Origin of the sequence: Bacillus sp. SRB3LM (genome assembly GCF_015712745.1) — a bacterium.
In the GTDB taxonomy this organism is placed as follows: Bacteria; Bacillota; Bacilli; order Bacillales; family Bacillaceae_G; genus Bacillus_A; species Bacillus_A thuringiensis_K.
On sequence record NZ_VWVQ01000007.1, the window covers coordinates 176,207 to 192,193 of the forward strand.

Here is a 15,987-nt window from a genome sequence, read left to right on the forward strand (position 1 = left end):
GACCGATTGAGGAAAAACAATTAATTGAAAAAGCACAGCAAGGAAGCGAGCATGCTTTTCGTATCCTTGTACAAACATATCGTCATTATATTTTTCAAGTTATCTTTTCTATTTTAAGACATGAAGAAGATGCGAAAGATGTTACACAAGAAGTATTCGTAAAAATTCACACCTCTCTCCCAAATTATCAATTTCGTGGATTAAAAACGTGGATGGCACGTATTGCCACCAATCACGCTATTGATTATAAGAGAAAGAAAGCTAGAGAAAGTGAAGAACTCTCCTTATGTAAAGAAGCTGAGGAAAATATACAGTCCTCTCATAATATTGAGGCTTTATTATTGACGAAAGAGCAGAAATTACTCATTGCTCAAAAACTGCGAGAACTTCCCGAAAATTACCGTGACGTCGTTCTCGCACATTACTTAGAAGAAAAGAGCTATCAAGAAATTGCTTTACAGGAAAACATCGAAGTAAAAACAGTCGAAATGAAACTGTATCGAGCACGAAAATGGATTAAAAAACATTGGAAGGAGGAAGAGTTTCTATGATGCATTATTCAAAAGAAGATTGGCGCAATTATACATTAGATTTTATAGAAAGCAATGAACGTGAATCTATGGAAGAACATCTTTATAAATGTGATCATTGTTTAGCACTTTATATAGAAAGTATTGATGAACAACATGAAAACCTTCCAATGATAAATGATGATTCATTTACGAACGAAGTTATGACGCAAATTAATTTTGAAACACTACAGTCTAATGAAAATATAAAAACAACCTCACTAAAGCGCACGATCATTCACTACATAATTGCGACTGCGGCTACAATTATTTTTATGGTAAGTGGTTTATTTCAGTATATTTTTACAGCGACATCAAATTTAGAGAAATCTTCAAAACATAACGAGTCTTCTATTTCACAACAAATTGTAAACAAATCGGTAGACACATCGAAAAAGGACGGAGGTTCAAAGCATGAATAAAAATCCCTTTTTAGCACTTGTATTAGGGCTAATTCCTGGGCTTGGACATTTATACTTAAAAAAGCTAGGACGGTTTATTTTATATAGCGGGGGATCACTATTTCTATTCTCCTTTGCAGTATTTTGTACCATAGTAGTAAGAGAACGTGATATTGCTTTTCTTTCTCTATTTTTACTAGCTGTTCTATGGGTAATTAACTTACTAGATTTAGTTATCACCATTATAAACCAAACGAAAAAGCAAGAAGCTGGAGAAGTGATAAATTCCTCTAAAGAGAGCGAACGATTTTATATCATTCTCTTATCCATCATCCCTGGACTTGGCCATTTCCAATTAGGACTTATGCAACGCGGACTTACATTTTTAGTAGCTTGCACAGGAATCGGAAGTATGATCATTTTCGTTGCACTTTTAACATCGCAAGAAAGTTTTCTTATCTTCCTTATTACGTTACCTGTTTTATGGATTTATAATTTCTTTGACGTTGTTCAGCAACTACAGAAAAAAGAACGTGGCGAGCAATTAATTGACCGTACTATTTTCGAAGATTTTGAAGAACATCGAGAGCAGGAAAAGAAAAGTAAAACATTTGCTTCTATTTTAGCGATGTTCCCTGGAGCAGGTCATATGTATTTAGGCTTACAACGCCGTGGTCTTCAGCTTATGGCAGCCTTCTTACTATCTATTTATTTACTCGACTTATTAAGACTTTCTGCATTTTTATTTTTAGTACCAATCATTTGGTTTTATAGCTTTTTTGATGCGTTACAGCAAACAGCAAAATACGGAAAAGAACGAGTTCAAGACGAACCCATTATCGATTATTTTATAAATCATCAAAGATGGATCGGTATCGGATTAATTACACTCGGTGGTTATTATTTATTAAATCAAACAGTCCTTCCTATTTTGAATGATTATTTTGTAACTATATTTAATATTCATCTTAGTGAACTATATTATCGCTATTTCCAAACATCTATCGTTGCGCTCCTTTTAATTGGCGGCGGCTTTAAATTGTTACTTGGAAATAAAGAAAACAAAGGTGGGACAAACGAATGAGGACTTGGCGTGTTGGAACATTCTCAATGGGGCTTTCTATTATATCGTTAGGATGCTTTTTACTATTTTCAGTCGTAAAAGGAATTCAAGTATTAGATACACTAACTGCATGGTGGCCAGTTTTACTCATCATACTTGGAGCCGAAGTTTTACTATACCTTCTATTTTCTAAGAAGGAACAATCATTTATTAAATATGATATTTTTAGTATTTTCTTTATCGGCGTTTTAGGAAGCGTCGGAATTGCTTTTTACTGTTTATTATCAACTGGATTACTAGAAGAAGTTCGTCACTCTATTAACACAACGAGGCAAACGAGTAATATTCCAGACGGACAATTTGATATACCTGAATCTATCAAAAAAATCGTAGTAGATGCAGGACATCAGCCTCTAACGATAGAGGGAAATAATACAAATCAAATTCATCTTTTGGGAACTTATGAAATGACAACGAAAGCAAATGAAAAACTCAATTTAAAACAAGATGATTTCCTTTCAGTTCAAACGGCTGGAGAAACGATGTATATCACTTTAAAATCATTACCTGTTCAGCATACGTTATTTAATTCAGCACCACAGGTGAAACCAACGCTTGTTCTTCCGCAAAATAAAAATGTGGAAATCCGTGCTTCAAATAACGAACTATCTCTTTATCCAGGTCAATTACAAAATAATTGGTTTGTACAGGAAAGCTCAAGAGTGTCTGTCCATCTTGCAAAAGAAAGTGATGTATCTTTAACAGCAATAACGAATCAAAAAGAAATACACGGAAACACACCTTGGGAGCAAGTAGAAGATTTAACGAAAAAAGAAAATAATTCTTCAGAAGAACATCCAGAATTAAACGAGCAAGAACATTGGTATAAAAATTCGATTAAAACTGGAAATGGGACGTACAAGTTAAATATTGAGAAAACTTATAATTTGAATATGAGCGTTATCGAAAAATAAAAAACCTTCCGCAATTGCGGAAGGTTTTTCTCATATAATCGCTTTAATTCCTTCTAACACTAATCCAATCATAAATCCGCAAACAGCCCCGTTTACTCGGATCCACTGTAAATCTTTACCGACGTTATTTTCAATCATTTCGATTAACGTTTTATCATCTAACTTATCAAGGTTTTCTTGTACAAGCTTACCAATTTTCGAATGGTTCTTCTCAACAAGACTCACAACTTGTTTTTGTAACCAATCTTCTATTTTTTGAACTATCTGTTCATCTTCTTTTATTTTATTCATTTGTTTTTGTAAAAATGGAATAACATATTTATCAGCAAATTCTTCATTATTTACAAAAGCAACTGCTCTTTGTTGTACTTGCTCTAGCATCTCTTTTATTTTGTCAGTAGCATCCCAATTCGCAATCCACTTTTCTTTCCAATTTTCTAATTCCTTTAGTAAGGCTTCATTTTCTTTTACATTGATAATTTCTTGACGAATCTTCGCTAATATAAGTTGTCTTGTGGTATTATCAGCCTCTTGTAAGCTGTTAATATTACTAATGATAAACTTCTGCAAAATGCCGCCAATTTTATCTTCATCTACAATATTCATAAATGATTTCAAAGTAAACTGCAAGAATCCATCTACTTTTATATTTTCCATCGCCTTCATACCTAAGCTACCGAGCTGGTAACGAGCTTCATCTTGCGCGGTCCAATCTTTTACCTTCACTAATATGTAATCAAGTGTCTTTTCATCATATTCTTGCACAACTAATTGATCAACAAGCACTTGTAAAATGTTACTTGTATTAATTGTATGTAAATATGTTTTTAATTCTTTTTCAATAATAACAGCTAACTTTTCTGTATCTATTGTTACAATTGCTTTCTCTGCAATCGTTACAATCCCCTTTTTCACAGCATCAGACTGCATTTCTCTCTCAGCAATTTGCAGTACCATTTGTGCTAACTGCATCTCTTTTACTTTATTCGTAATACTTTCTTTCGTCAGCCATTCATTTTCTAACGTATGAATGAGCCCTTTCGTTACTCGTTTACGATTTTTAGGTAATAACGCTGTATGCGGAATTGGAATTCCCATCGGATGACGGAATAAAGCAGTAACCGCAAACCAATCTGCAAGCCCGCCAACCAATCCAGCTTCAAATCCCCCTTGTATAATCTCTCCTGCTACCGTTCCTTGAAAAGGGATAGAAGCCGCGAAGCCGACACCCATAACCCCAAGCGAAATACCCGCTATATATTTAGTCTGTAATGACATCGTATACACATCCTCTTATTATGTAAAATAAAGCTTTTTTGTTGTATTTATTCAATATTAGTTATCCTTTATATATACTATAAAGAACTATTGTGAAAATAACAAAGATTTTTATGTACATGAAAAAATGAGGCTACAATTAGCCTCATTTTTCTTATACCGTTAACTCCAAACCTTTCCTATAATATTCATTCATTACATCTTTTGGAACCATACTTCCACCCGTTCCCCACACAATATGAGTACCTTTTTTCACCTTCTCTGTTAACTGTTGCTTTTGTAAATACTCATCTTCTTTACATACTTTCACTGGCCCTATCATACCTGCTAGTGCAGAAGGCTCTAAACCAATATTCTCCGTATCAGCTAGTTCTTTTAACAATCTATATAACTCTTCATCACTTACTGTGTAATTCCCACTCAAAAATGGTTCCATCGTTTTACCGACAAATCCAGATGGCCTTCCTACCGCAAGTCCATCCGCATCTGTTACATTATCAATTCCGATATCTTGAACGGCAATTTTGTCATGAAGGCCTGTCATTAAGCCGAGTAACATACAAGGAGAGTGTGTTGGCTCTGCAAAGAAACAATGAACGTTGTCTTTATACAATAACTTTAAACCGAATGCTACGCCGCCCGGTCCTCCTCCTACTCCGCACGGAAGGTAAACAAATAAAGGGTGATCTTCATCTACTACAACCTCTAACTCTTCTAATTGCTTTTGTAATCGTGATGCAGCTACTGCGTATCCTAAAAATAGATCATGTGAGTTTTCATCGTCTACAAAATAACAGCTAGGATCCGCATCCGCCTGTCGTCTTCCTTCTTCTACTGCTTTGCTATAATCATCTTCATATTCAATAACGTTTACACCTTTACTTCTTAATAAACTTTTCTTCCATTCTTTTGCGTCTGCTGACATATGAACGGTTACATTAAAACCTAGATTCGCACTCATAATTCCTATGCTAAGTCCTAAATTCCCTGTAGAACCTACCGCAATTGAATACTTCGAGAAAAACTCTCTACATGTATCACTATCTAAAATGGAATAATCATCTTCTTCTGTTAACATTCCGTGCTGCAATGCTAGTTGCTCAGCATGTTTCAACACTTCATAAATGCCGCCTCTAGCTTTAATTGATCCTGATATCGGGAGATGACTATCACATTTTAATAATAATTCTCCTAAAATAGGTTGCTTGTAATTTGTCTCTAAAGCTTTTTTCATAGAAGGTATTTTCACTAAAGGTGATTCGATTATGCCGTTCGTCCCTTTCGTTTCAGGAAAAACTTTCGCAATATATGGCGCAAAACGCTTTAATCTCTCTTCCGCATCTTTTACATTCTCTTCATTCAATGGTGTACCTTTTATTGCTGTTTCATACTTTTCTATGTTTGGATTTATCCAAAATACTTCTTCTGTTGCGATTAATTTCTTTAATAGTGGATATTCCTCTTTTAATTTCTCTATTTCCTTCATTTCTCTTCCTCCTCATCACCTTGTAGCTTACGATTTAATAAATTATAATTAAATTAATTTTAATATAGTTTAACACAAATCATTCAATTAAGTTAATTTTAATTTAATTTTTTTAAATATAATTTAATAATTATTAAGGAGATTTTCATTATGGAAAATATAGATATCGGTAAAAAAATTGAAAAACAAAGAAAAGAAAAAGGTTTAACTAGTAAAGAACTAGCAAAGATGGCTGATATTACACCATCTATGTTAAGTCAAATTGAGCGCGGGTCCGCTAACCCTTCTATTCAAACATTAAAAGTGCTTGCTAAAGCTCTTGATGTGCCAACATTTAGCTTTTTACTTGAAGATACAAATACAGACGATTTAATTGTACGTTCCCATAAACGAAAGAAAATGATTATCGATAATTTATCATATGAAATGCTTTCACCTGATTTCACTGGAAATTTAGCAACAGCAATTATGACTATCCCGCCTAATACAGCTTCATCAGAAAATGTGCTAGAACATAAAGGGGAAGAATTGGCATTTGTCTTAGATGGGAAAATCACATTATATTTAAATGAGGAAGAATACGTATTAGAAACTGGCGACAGTGTAAAGATACCTGCTTATTTAAAACATAAATGGGTGAATCATTTTAAAAAAAATGCCATTGTTTTGTTTTCTGTTACTCCGCCGATTTTTTAATGTATCAATAAAAACAGGATGATTCTTATAAAATGCGGATTATCCTGTTTTTATTAAATAAGAAAGTGAAATTTTTGTTAAAAACTTAACAGTTGGACCCAATCTGAACAAGCCTCCTAAAAACATATTTACAAGTGAAACTATCCCTCCCATTGACGCTAACGTATCATGAATCAGATTCATCCCACCACTACCAGAGGCACTTGTAATATTCACATAAAAATAAGAAACACGTAAAAATTAATTGATTTTTCGGAATTTTCTTGAAAAATATGGTAAAATTACTCTTATACTTCTTCTATTTTGCTATTATAGAAATAATTAAATTAGGATACTTTTATCGGATGGGGGAATATATAATGAGTGTGTTATTAAAAGGGCATGAACAGATTGTCAACGAATTAAACATTTTATATCAAGTAATGGTAGCGGAGCAATTAATTGAAGCGAAACAATTAAAAGAAAAAATAGAGAAACAGATTAATAAAATTGAAGCTGATTAAAATCTATCGCTTTACTACTCCCTACTAAACTTTAAATATAAGGTCCTAACCGATTGGACAAATATTAAGTATGATACTTTTAGTCAAATTGTTCGTTTTGACAATCTAATAACTGAAGACTTTATTACTTATTATTATCACTTTTTTAAAGCTGAACATGCTACCATTATTGGAAATTATGATGAAGCAAAAAAAGAATACGAAAAAGCTGAATCCCTTTTAAAACATGTACCAGGCGAACTAGAAGAAGCTGAATATAAATATAAATTTGCTATATTTAATCACCATACAAACAAACCACTTACAGCAATCAATTATGCAAATCAAGCGAAAGAGATTTTGTCAAAATATCCACGTTATGAAATTAAAATAGCTCTATGCGAAAACATTTTAGGCTCATGTTCTGTTTATTTAAAACAATTCGAACAAGCCGAAGAGAACTATAATTCAGCAATCAATATTTTACAAAAGCTGAAAGACGATACACTAATCTTAAAAGTTCGAAATAACTTAGGTTGGCTCTACTCTTCTCAAAATCTATCAACCCTTGCTATTAGACATCTTACAATAGTTACAAACAAATTACCTAAACACCTAAAAGCCAATTTTCTACAAGCCAAAGAACATTTTAGTTTAAATGAAAAAGAACTTGCAAACGATTGGGTTCAAAAAGGCTTAGAAATTTGTAATGAATTAAATAATCAAGAATATAAACACCATTTCACTATCTTAAAAACACAACACACTGGTATTCTAGACGACTTAGAAAACGCAATCATTGCAGGCACTACATATTTTAACAGTAAAGAATTATACGATTATGCACAAGAATATTACGAATTATTAGCAGTAGAATTTCATAAAGTGAATAAAATAGAGAAATCTCAAAAATATTTTTTCAAAACTTACGAAGCAAAACAAAAATTATTAACTAAGGAGGCACTAAGATAATGAAAAAGATTAGTTTAGCTATTTTAACCTTTACATGCATACTTGCTTTTGGCTTTAATAATTTCACTGAAAATCAACAAGCAAAACAACTTCCAAAATGGGATACAGATAAACAAGAAACACATGCAGACCTATAGAAACCTAAAAACCCCTAATAAAGGGGTTTTTAGATTTCTACAATATAATGATTTAGCATATGATGAAGAAATACGCTTATAAAAGATAGCCATACACAGATACTCTCTGTATATGGCTATCTTTTATTTTTTCGGCACTAACAAAATCCCTAAACTAATAATACAAAAGCTCATTATTTGCTGTGCTGATAGACCAAACTGAACCGAATTTTGTTCACTAACAAGCGAAATAATGATTTGAGCAAACCCCTCAACAATTAGAAAAATACTTATATTCTTTCCATTTCCGATCCTTTCATTTTTCATCCATAACAAGCCCATTATACAAAGAGCAAGGATGATCTCGTATACGAAAATAGGGTGATATAATAGTTTAGATTCATATATTTTCATTCCCCATGGTAGTGTCGTTGGTGCACCTACTTCATGATGTAATAGAAAATAAAAGATAGTGCTCACACACAATCCAAAAGGGAGTACATCAAGTAAAATACGAAACAAAAATTGTTCCTTTTTACTTTTCCAAACAATGTATACACTAGCAATTACGCATCCTACTACAATATGTTGCATACTTCCAACAGCTAATAGTGCTTGCACTGGCGCCTCAAAAGCCCATATAGGATTTAAAATTGCTGGTGCAAACTTCCATACAAATACGATGATAAGAAACACATTTGTTACGGCATCCATCATTTTTTCATATGATACATTTTGATGCCTCATCTTTCGTTTCATCAACATAAATCCAAATAGACTTCCAATTATAAGAGATGCGGGTTGTAATCTCACGATCCACTCCATCATCACGAAATCCCCTTTTAACTCTCAATCAATTTCTTAAATTTCTTTTCTAATTGATCTGGTGGTAATACACCTCGTACATGATCTACTATAATTCCATCTTTATTAACAAAAAATGTCGTCGGTAAAGAGAATACTTTATAATCTAGTCCAGCTACTCCGTCCATATCTAGTAGAACCGGAAACTCAAATCCATAGCGATTAGCAAATGCGCTTGCTTCTTGTACTGGGTCACTAACAGTTGCATTCACCGCAAAAATTTCAACATCCTTTTTATATTTATCATACATATGAACTAAGTCAGGTGCCTCCATTTCACACGGCCCACACCATGATGCCCAAAAATTAATAATATATGGTTTTCCCTTGGCATCATTTAACGACTGCAACTTTCCGTCTAATCCTTTTAATGTGATGCCAGGTGCTTTAAAACCTACTTGTGGTAATACTTCTTTCTCTTGTAACTCTGCTTGCTTTGCTTTTCTTTCCTTTTCTTCTTTCTTTGAATTATAAAAGTTAACCCCCGCCCAAACGAGAGCACCTACTAGTATAATAGCAATTAGTTTCTTCACTTTTCTTCCTCCTCATTTTTAAAAACCTGTAAATCCACCGAATAGACGAATAAAGAATGCTGTAATTTTCGTCATTTGATTTGTATACAATAAAATACCTGTAATATATGATAAACAAGATATATATATAGCGATAAAAAGTATAATGATATAAATAACAACACTACTCTATCCACACTACATAGAGTAGTGTTTATCCTTAAAAAAAAGAGGCTATATGCACTCTCCGACAATAAGTACAACCGACATACAGAATAAACCTACTGTTACATATACCGAATTCGTATGTAACGGAATAGTAAGCTTAATAACCTTTTCATTTAACACTTGCTCGATTCGTAAATTTATTGCTGTTTTTGCAAATGAAGCTTTAACACATCGATTTTCCATTGTCTTTATTTTAATTAATTTTAATAACGCGCTACCTAACTCAAATGAAGATTCCATTTTTTGCATCGCATATTTATCTGCTGCTAACTCTTGATACGTATGGTATCGTTGTAACAATTCTTTTAATATCGGGATGTAAATCATTCCTTCTGCTAATAACGTAAAACAAAATAATTTTAGCGGATCCCAATTATTTTGATGATATTCTTCATGGAAAATAATCGCATCAATCTCTTCATCTGAAAACGTCTGAAGCAAACCTTCTGACATGACAACTTTCGGACGGAATAATCCAATTGTAAACGCTGCAACTTCCGCAGTCGGCAATATATATATTTGTTTCCCTTTTCTAATAAATGGGATAAGTACTTTTTGTACTTTTTTACTATAGAAAAATTGCCGCCAAATTCTTTTACACACAATCAATACAGTAATTAATAATAACCCCGCTATTATAATACGAACCATTGATAGTTCTTTCATATGTTTTTCTAACTGAAACAAGCAAAACTTTGAAAGGAATAATGCCCTATTTTGAAAGAGAAATGGATATGTAACATAATACAATAACAAGCTGAAAAAGAGGGTACTAACAATGAGCGCTAACAATACGATTTTACGCATTTGCCATTTCATTTCATCGATCCTCTTTTTTTAACTGATTCAATTTGTCTTCTAATTTTTTTATTAAATTCGGATCAGCCTGCTCTAACTCATCTATCATATGTGTTACAACTAAATCTCCAAATTCCCCCACTAATTCCTGTGTCATTTTCTTCGTTTGATTAGATAAGAATTCTTCTTTCGTTTGTATAGCACGATATATGCCACTTCTTTTCACAGTCTGTTTTTCTAAGTGTAATTTCTCTACTAACCTGTTCATAACTGTCATAACAGTATTAAAATTCACAGGCGATTCTTCACTTAACTTCCGCTGGACTTCTTTAATAGTAATACCTTCAGTAGACCAAATAATCTCCATAATCCTCGCTTCAAGCGGTCCAAAGAAATGATTTAATCCTTGCTCATTTAACCTATAGTTTTGCGTAAACATCGTATGACTCCTTTCACACTACGAATTGTAGTACAAATTAAATGAGAGGTCAAACGCAAGTAATATAAACTAAAATTCACTACCTATAAATACGTACCTCATTCTATTCATTATAAGCCTAACTTATCTCCAAATGTATCAAAGAGATACTGCTCTAATATTTGTACACTAAACTTCTCATTACGCCCAAGGGCAAATAATTCCCGATCTTTCGCTACGATAGTATCTAACGGAATAACTACATTATCCACTATTTTTGTAATTTCAATTATATTACTTTTTACATTTACTTCTGTTTTAAATTCAACGTTTTCTAACACTATATGTGAACGTCTTCCTGATGCAAAAAAAGTAAAATTAGGATTTTTAACAACGCCAATTTCAGTCTCTAACGCATATAAATAGTGAAAAATTACATCTCTATGTCCATCTTTTATTATTTTTTCATCCTTCTCATCGTCTAAGTATTCTTTCAGCTTCGTTGTAAATTCAAATCGAAAATCCACTTTTTTTTCACGCTCCTTCTTTGTATTTCATATTAAATAAATATATTGAAATAATTTTACCATATTGTAATAAAACTTCCTATTAAAAGTAAAAACTGTTTTAGAAAATCGCTATTATTTCCGATACCCTTTTAAAATATAAGTATAAATTCAATATGAATGAATGCGTCATTATATCTATTTAAACATATTTTTTCCATATTTTGAAACATTAGTATGAAATATTATATATCAATGAATGGTTTCTAATGCATTGGTATATATAGTCAGTAGTTTCTTTACTATTCCGATATACTTAAGCTATATTTTCTAATTATTGATTACATTACGGAAGGAATGTAACTCTCTTCTATCGAATTTTTATATAACAAAAATGATTAGGTGGTGCTTTACTATGAAATTAGCTGTCATTGGTGGCGGTGATTTACAAGATTCAAATCACTTGCCTATTAATGAACGCCTTATAGAATTAACAAATAAACAGTACCCAAAAATATTGTTTATTCCAACGGCTAGTCATGATGATGAAAGCTATATAAAATTATTTTTAGACACGTTTGAAAAACAATTACATTGTGAAGTACAAATTTTACGCATTACAACAGATTCACCTTCTAAGTATGAAATAGACGAGATGATTCATTCAGCCGATTTAATTTATTTAGGTGGTGGAAACTATATTCACATGCTTACACAATGGAAAGAATATAGACTTGATGAAAAATTATTATTGGCTCTACAGCAAGGAACACTTATTGCTGGTTATAGTGCTGGTGCTATGTGTTGGTTCACGTCTAGTATCCGATCAGATTATGAAGGTTTTGGTTATATAGAGAGTAACGGATGGGGTATTGTTAATAAAAGATTTTGTCCACATTATAATCAATTAAACAGAATGAACGCCTTCCATTCCTTTTTACAAAATCATCAAGGGAATATAGAAGGAATTGCACTGGAGGATAATTGTGCTTTATATATTACAGAGGAATCCTTTGAGATTATCGGTGAACCAGAAAAAGCGTGGGAGTTTTATATGAGTGATCAAACACTCATTAGACAACATTTTGATATCACTTTAAAAAGCTATTTGTAAACCTCCACTTACGAAAAAATGTCCCTAAGTCTAATTACTTAGGGACATTTTTCTATTTAACTAACTAATCGTGTAATTCGTTTCTTTTGCCATGAAAGCTTATAATATGCATACTGCAATATTAAGCTGACAATAAATGCTGCTGGATACCCGATCCAGATGCCTTCTATTCCAAGACTTGTATGGTAAGAAAGATAATATGCTACGGGGACTTCTACAAGCCAAATTGAAACAACTCCAATAACAGTTGGCCAAAGTACTGTACCGCTCGCTCGCATTGTCGCACTAATAATTTGTGCATGACCGAAAATTAAATAACTCCATAACGTAATCATAACTAAGCTATGAGCAATTTCAATTGTAGTTTGACTCGTTAAAAATAGTGATAAAATGTCTCTTGAGAATAAGTAAATAAGAGATATTAACACACCACCGATGACGTAGTTCATAATAATTCCGGCCTTCACAACTTTCTGCAATCGATCAAATTGATTCCCCCCAATCGATTGCGCCGCAAAAATAGAAACTGTAATACCAAGGCTAACTGCTGGCATTTGCACATAACTTGCAACTTGATTCACAACGCCGTAAGCAGCTGTTGCATCCGAACCGTAACGATTTACAAACGCGATTACGGCAATTTCAGATAATGAAACTAATATCATATTAATACTCGCTGGAATACCGAGCCTTAGCAATAGCTTTAATAACTCCCAGTCCATTCGAAGATACTTTCTTACTGTGCCATCTAGTTGTAGTGGGTGATTTTTCTTCTTTAAATACACAAGCATGACAAGAAACGTAATAACTGTAGATATAACAGAAGCATAGGCCGCTCCATACACATCTAATTTCGGAGCTCCTAACCATCCAAAAATAAGAATCGGTAATAAGATCATATTTAGCGCTGTACTTACAATTAAAAAGTAAAATGGCGTTTTAGAATCTCCTGTACCTCTCATAAATGTTGTATATGCAAAATATAAAAATAATACTGGCATCGATATAAATAAAATTCGTGCATAATGTACACTTATTTCAATAATATTTTCTGGCGTTCCCATAAGACGCATAATATCCATCGCAAAAATACTACCTATTATCGCTAATACAACTCCGATAATAAAAGTAAACGTAAGCGTAGTACCGACAATAGCTTTTAAACGATCTTCATTTTTAGCACCAAACGCCTGACCAATTAAAATAGAGCTTCCTGAACCGATACCAATTACGAATGAAACAAGTAAAAAGAACAAAGGAAAGAATGCTGATATAGCCGCTAAATCATTAACTCCAAGCCATCTTCCTACTACTACCATACCAAATAATTGTCCAACTGATTGTAGTACATTACTTAATAATAACGGTACTAAAAACAGAGACATCGATTTCCAAATCGGTTTACTCTCACTTTCCAACTTTTGTGACTCCGCACCTTCTTTATTGTTATCTGCAGGTGGTTTCAAATTTCATTTCTCCTTTTATTAAAAATCTGTTTTCAATATCTATCTCTTTGTATAGTTGTTATAATACTGTGCTTCTATTCATTTTCCTTCCGCATGATTATAACTTCACCCAATATTGACTTCCATCGGCTGTTCGATCTAAAAATCCATATTCGATTAAATATCTTCTTAAAGTTACAAAATCAGGGTATACATTTTCTATCACTGTATTTACTTCTTTTTCAGTATACTTTTTATTACTATCAAACTTCTTTACTAAATGACGTAAGATAATTAATTTACGCTTTTGTTTCTTCGGAAATTTAGAGAGAGGTCCATCTAACCCTTCTGTAAAATGAGCTTTTAATACTTCATCATTTTCTTCTTCCGTAATATTGTATCGATCATCCACCATCGTTGCTGTTCTATGAATTGGCACAAATTTCGTTTGTACTTTTGATTTTTCTTCTGATAATTCCATTAGTGCTAAAAATACTTTTGCTTGCTTCATTTTCTCTCGCAGTGTAAATCGATGATTACGAATTGTTGATGTACTTCCGCCATCCAACTCTTTTACAATTTGTTTATCATTCAGTCCCATATGGAAAAACTGAACCATTCTCTTTTGTAAATCCGTTAAACCAGTAAATTTCTTATCCATATTTAATAAATAATCAAACATAGATGTATGCTCATTTTGAATATGCAATTGGACGAACTTTTCTGCTTCATACCAAACTTGATTATCTTGATAAATAACACCTTTAATAAATGTTTCACCACAAGCTAAGCAAATGTACTCCTCTTTTGCTTCATCAAACACATACCCTTTCTTTAATTCTTCTATTGACGCATCCCAAAACTTCTCTGAAATATCATTCACACTAAACACTCCTTCAAAATGTTTATTTTAAAACCAAACAAATTACCATAACGTTTATTGTCACTTTACCATCTTATCACAACGTAAACAAACATTTCAATCTTTCGTTTACCCATTTTATAAACTTTTATAAAAACATCTACCGAACTTCTTTAATACAACGAAAAGCGAATATGTTTATACAAATTCATTTTATAAAATGTGAAATAGAATATGAATATTCTTCAAGACCCTTGGTTTACCGTTAAGCAAATTGCACAGAATACATATGCGATTAGTGAATATGGAACCTGTATTCACTCATTACAAAACTTCAGTATTCAATTTTAACGACAAAAAGGATGTTTTCGTATAAGAAAACATCCTTTACTTTTTATATATTCTATTTACAGTCTCTACTAAAACTTTACTTGCTCGTACAAATGTATGCTTTCGATTTCTATCTTCAACAAATTTATTAGCACAACTACTCATAATCATCATACAACTAATTATGACTAACGCTATCTTTCTATTCTTGTAAGTCACTTCATGCCACTCCACTATTACAAAACTTCTTTTGAATTTATCCCATCAAGAAATTTTACATGAATAATAAAACGTATGAATATGCAATTCTGCATATTCATACGTTTTATTACAATATTATGATTTAATTTAGTTAAAGAACAAGTAAACCGAGGTGACTGACTTGAAATTTAAAGCGAAAAAAAATCCATTCCACGTCATTTTCATTACATTATTTATAATTATTTTTTTCGTTTCGTTATTCTTCCAAAATGAAAATTCTATTTTTTTCACTCTCATGATGCTATTAAATATCGTGAATCTTTCTTCATTCTATTTCTCTCACTACAACGTAACGGAATCATCTCTTGTTGTAAAACACGGTTTCATACTTCGTACTGAAATCTCATTCAAAGACATTCGCCATATTAAGTACTCTGGCAAAAAACTTCGTTCAAAAAAATGGACTAGGCAACAATTAGAAATTAATTATAATTTATTTGACTCAGTGACCACTTTCGTACCACAAGAAGAAGAAAAATTCATTTCACTCTTAAAAGAGAACTGCCCACAGATGAGAGTAATGAATACGCCTGCTAACAAATAATATATTTTGAAACTTGCAGTATTGCAAGTAGATGAAACATAAAAATGAACATCAAAAAAGCCAAAATT

Annotated in this window: 18 protein-coding genes and 1 pseudogene; 9 read left to right on the forward strand and 10 right to left on the reverse strand. The window is 32.4% G+C overall.

What is annotated here, in order from left to right:
- Positions 1-62: 62 nt before the first annotated feature.
- From F3I02_RS05470 to exsE, 4 genes are read left to right on the forward strand one after another with little or no spacing between them, the layout of a single operon-like run.
- Positions 63-551: an RNA polymerase sigma factor gene (locus tag F3I02_RS05470; RefSeq protein ID WP_080029649.1), complete on the forward strand. Its 489-nt coding sequence runs from the start codon at positions 63-65 to the stop codon at positions 549-551.
- On the forward strand, positions 548-991 hold the full coding sequence (locus F3I02_RS05475) for a hypothetical protein (protein ID WP_196477728.1): 444 nt from the start codon (positions 548-550) through the stop codon (positions 989-991). Before F3I02_RS05470 ends, F3I02_RS05475 begins: the two co-directional genes overlap by 4 nt.
- Positions 984-2,054: a hypothetical protein gene (locus F3I02_RS05480; RefSeq protein WP_001039120.1), complete on the forward strand. Its 1,071-nt coding sequence runs from the start codon at positions 984-986 to the stop codon at positions 2,052-2,054. The genes F3I02_RS05475 and F3I02_RS05480 overlap by 8 nt, the downstream gene beginning before the upstream one ends.
- Entirely contained in the window at positions 2,051-3,007 is a 957-nt protein-coding gene (gene exsE / locus F3I02_RS05485; protein WP_001261421.1) for an exosporium protein ExsE, read from the forward strand. The genes F3I02_RS05480 and exsE overlap by 4 nt, the downstream gene beginning before the upstream one ends.
- A 30-nt stretch (positions 3,008-3,037) precedes the next feature.
- Here exsE and F3I02_RS05490 read toward each other — a convergent pair whose 3' ends face one another.
- Entirely contained in the window at positions 3,038-4,285 is a 1,248-nt protein-coding gene (locus F3I02_RS05490) for a DUF445 domain-containing protein (protein WP_000058310.1), read from the reverse strand.
- Between the two features lie 154 nt (positions 4,286-4,439).
- The gene (locus F3I02_RS05495; protein WP_000658341.1) at positions 4,440-5,771 is read right to left on the reverse strand and encodes a D-serine ammonia-lyase; all 1,332 of its coding nucleotides are present in this window, start codon (positions 5,769-5,771) and stop codon (positions 4,440-4,442) included.
- A 150-nt stretch (positions 5,772-5,921) separates the two neighbouring features.
- Between F3I02_RS05495 and F3I02_RS05500 the strand changes: the two genes are divergently transcribed.
- From F3I02_RS05500 to F3I02_RS05515, 3 genes and pseudogenes are all read left to right on the forward strand, one after another.
- Positions 5,922-6,467, forward strand: a complete 546-nt coding sequence (locus F3I02_RS05500) for a helix-turn-helix domain-containing protein (protein WP_061883987.1) — start codon at positions 5,922-5,924, stop codon at positions 6,465-6,467.
- A 359-nt stretch (positions 6,468-6,826) separates the two neighbouring features.
- Positions 6,827-7,921, forward strand: a pseudogene (locus F3I02_RS34620) (response regulator aspartate phosphatase).
- Positions 7,921-8,058 (forward strand): hypothetical protein, encoded by a 138-nt coding sequence (locus F3I02_RS05515; RefSeq protein WP_000724010.1) that lies wholly within the window; start codon positions 7,921-7,923, stop codon positions 8,056-8,058. Before F3I02_RS34620 ends, F3I02_RS05515 begins: the two are co-directional and overlap by 1 nt.
- A 123-nt stretch (positions 8,059-8,181) precedes the next feature.
- Here the strand turns inward: F3I02_RS05515 and F3I02_RS05520 are convergent, their stop codons facing one another.
- The 5 genes from F3I02_RS05520 to F3I02_RS05540 form a co-directional block, all read right to left on the reverse strand.
- Positions 8,182-8,862, reverse strand: a complete 681-nt coding sequence (locus tag F3I02_RS05520; protein WP_196477765.1) for a prolipoprotein diacylglyceryl transferase family protein — start codon at positions 8,860-8,862, stop codon at positions 8,182-8,184.
- A 17-nt stretch (positions 8,863-8,879) separates the two neighbouring features.
- Complete coding sequence (locus F3I02_RS05525) at positions 8,880-9,434, reverse strand: TlpA family protein disulfide reductase (RefSeq protein ID WP_000733185.1); 555 nt, start codon at positions 9,432-9,434, stop codon at positions 8,880-8,882.
- Positions 9,435-9,647: 213 nt separating this feature from the next.
- Positions 9,648-10,460 (reverse strand): M56 family metallopeptidase, encoded by an 813-nt coding sequence (locus F3I02_RS05530; protein ID WP_196477730.1) that lies wholly within the window; start codon positions 10,458-10,460, stop codon positions 9,648-9,650.
- A gap of 1 nt (position 10,461) precedes the next feature.
- Complete coding sequence (locus tag F3I02_RS05535) at positions 10,462-10,878, reverse strand: BlaI/MecI/CopY family transcriptional regulator (protein WP_196477731.1); 417 nt, start codon at positions 10,876-10,878, stop codon at positions 10,462-10,464.
- Between the two features lie 110 nt (positions 10,879-10,988).
- Entirely contained in the window at positions 10,989-11,384 is a 396-nt protein-coding gene (locus tag F3I02_RS05540) for a DUF3942 family protein (protein ID WP_000347526.1), read from the reverse strand.
- Positions 11,385-11,778: 394 nt separating this feature from the next.
- Here F3I02_RS05540 and F3I02_RS05545 point away from each other — a divergent pair, with 394 nt between their 5' ends.
- Positions 11,779-12,477 carry a peptidase E gene (locus F3I02_RS05545; RefSeq protein WP_000762113.1) on the forward strand — a complete coding sequence of 233 codons (699 nt, stop codon included), beginning with the start codon at positions 11,779-11,781 and terminating at the stop codon, positions 12,475-12,477.
- Positions 12,478-12,533: 56 nt separating this feature from the next.
- Here the strand turns inward: F3I02_RS05545 and F3I02_RS05550 are convergent, their stop codons facing one another.
- The 3 genes from F3I02_RS05550 to F3I02_RS05560 form a co-directional block, all read right to left on the reverse strand.
- The gene (locus F3I02_RS05550) at positions 12,534-13,943 is read right to left on the reverse strand and encodes an MATE family efflux transporter (protein ID WP_000804132.1); all 1,410 of its coding nucleotides are present in this window, start codon (positions 13,941-13,943) and stop codon (positions 12,534-12,536) included.
- 97 nt (positions 13,944-14,040) lie between these two features.
- Positions 14,041-14,805, reverse strand: coding sequence for a DUF2087 domain-containing protein (locus F3I02_RS05555; protein WP_000997949.1), 765 nt, complete (start codon positions 14,803-14,805; stop codon positions 14,041-14,043).
- Positions 14,806-15,171: 366 nt separating this feature from the next.
- On the reverse strand, positions 15,172-15,333 hold the full coding sequence (locus tag F3I02_RS05560) for a hypothetical protein (protein WP_033672969.1): 162 nt from the start codon (positions 15,331-15,333) through the stop codon (positions 15,172-15,174).
- A 163-nt stretch (positions 15,334-15,496) separates the two neighbouring features.
- On the opposite strand from F3I02_RS05560, the gene F3I02_RS05565 reads away from it, so the two are divergent.
- A complete protein-coding gene (locus F3I02_RS05565) occupies positions 15,497-15,919 on the forward strand; it encodes a PH domain-containing protein (RefSeq protein WP_000669074.1) in 423 nt (140 codons plus the stop codon).
- The last annotated feature ends 68 nt before the right edge of the window (positions 15,920-15,987 follow it).

Bases quoted from the DNA above. Each gene is read 5' to 3' on its own strand.
- F3I02_RS05475 (WP_196477728.1), top strand. From the start codon at position 548: ATGATGCATTATTCAAAAGAAGATTGGCGCAATTATACATTAGATTTT.
- F3I02_RS05480 (WP_001039120.1), top strand. From the start codon at position 984: ATGAATAAAAATCCCTTTTTAGCACTTGTATTAGGGCTAATTCCTGGG.
- exsE (WP_001261421.1), top strand. From the start codon at position 2,051: ATGAGGACTTGGCGTGTTGGAACATTCTCAATGGGGCTTTCTATTATA.
- F3I02_RS05490 (WP_000058310.1), bottom strand. From the start codon at position 4,285: ATGTCATTACAGACTAAATATATAGCGGGTATTTCGCTTGGGGTTATG.
- F3I02_RS05495 (WP_000658341.1), bottom strand. From the start codon at position 5,771: ATGAAGGAAATAGAGAAATTAAAAGAGGAATATCCACTATTAAAGAAA.
- F3I02_RS05500 (WP_061883987.1), top strand. From the start codon at position 5,922: ATGGAAAATATAGATATCGGTAAAAAAATTGAAAAACAAAGAAAAGAA.
- F3I02_RS05515 (WP_000724010.1), top strand. From the start codon at position 7,921: ATGAAAAAGATTAGTTTAGCTATTTTAACCTTTACATGCATACTTGCT.
- F3I02_RS05520 (WP_196477765.1), bottom strand. From the start codon at position 8,862: ATGGAGTGGATCGTGAGATTACAACCCGCATCTCTTATAATTGGAAGT.
- F3I02_RS05530 (WP_196477730.1), bottom strand. From the start codon at position 10,460: ATGAAATGGCAAATGCGTAAAATCGTATTGTTAGCGCTCATTGTTAGT.
- F3I02_RS05535 (WP_196477731.1), bottom strand. From the start codon at position 10,878: ATGTTTACGCAAAACTATAGGTTAAATGAGCAAGGATTAAATCATTTC.
- F3I02_RS05545 (WP_000762113.1), top strand. From the start codon at position 11,779: ATGAAATTAGCTGTCATTGGTGGCGGTGATTTACAAGATTCAAATCAC.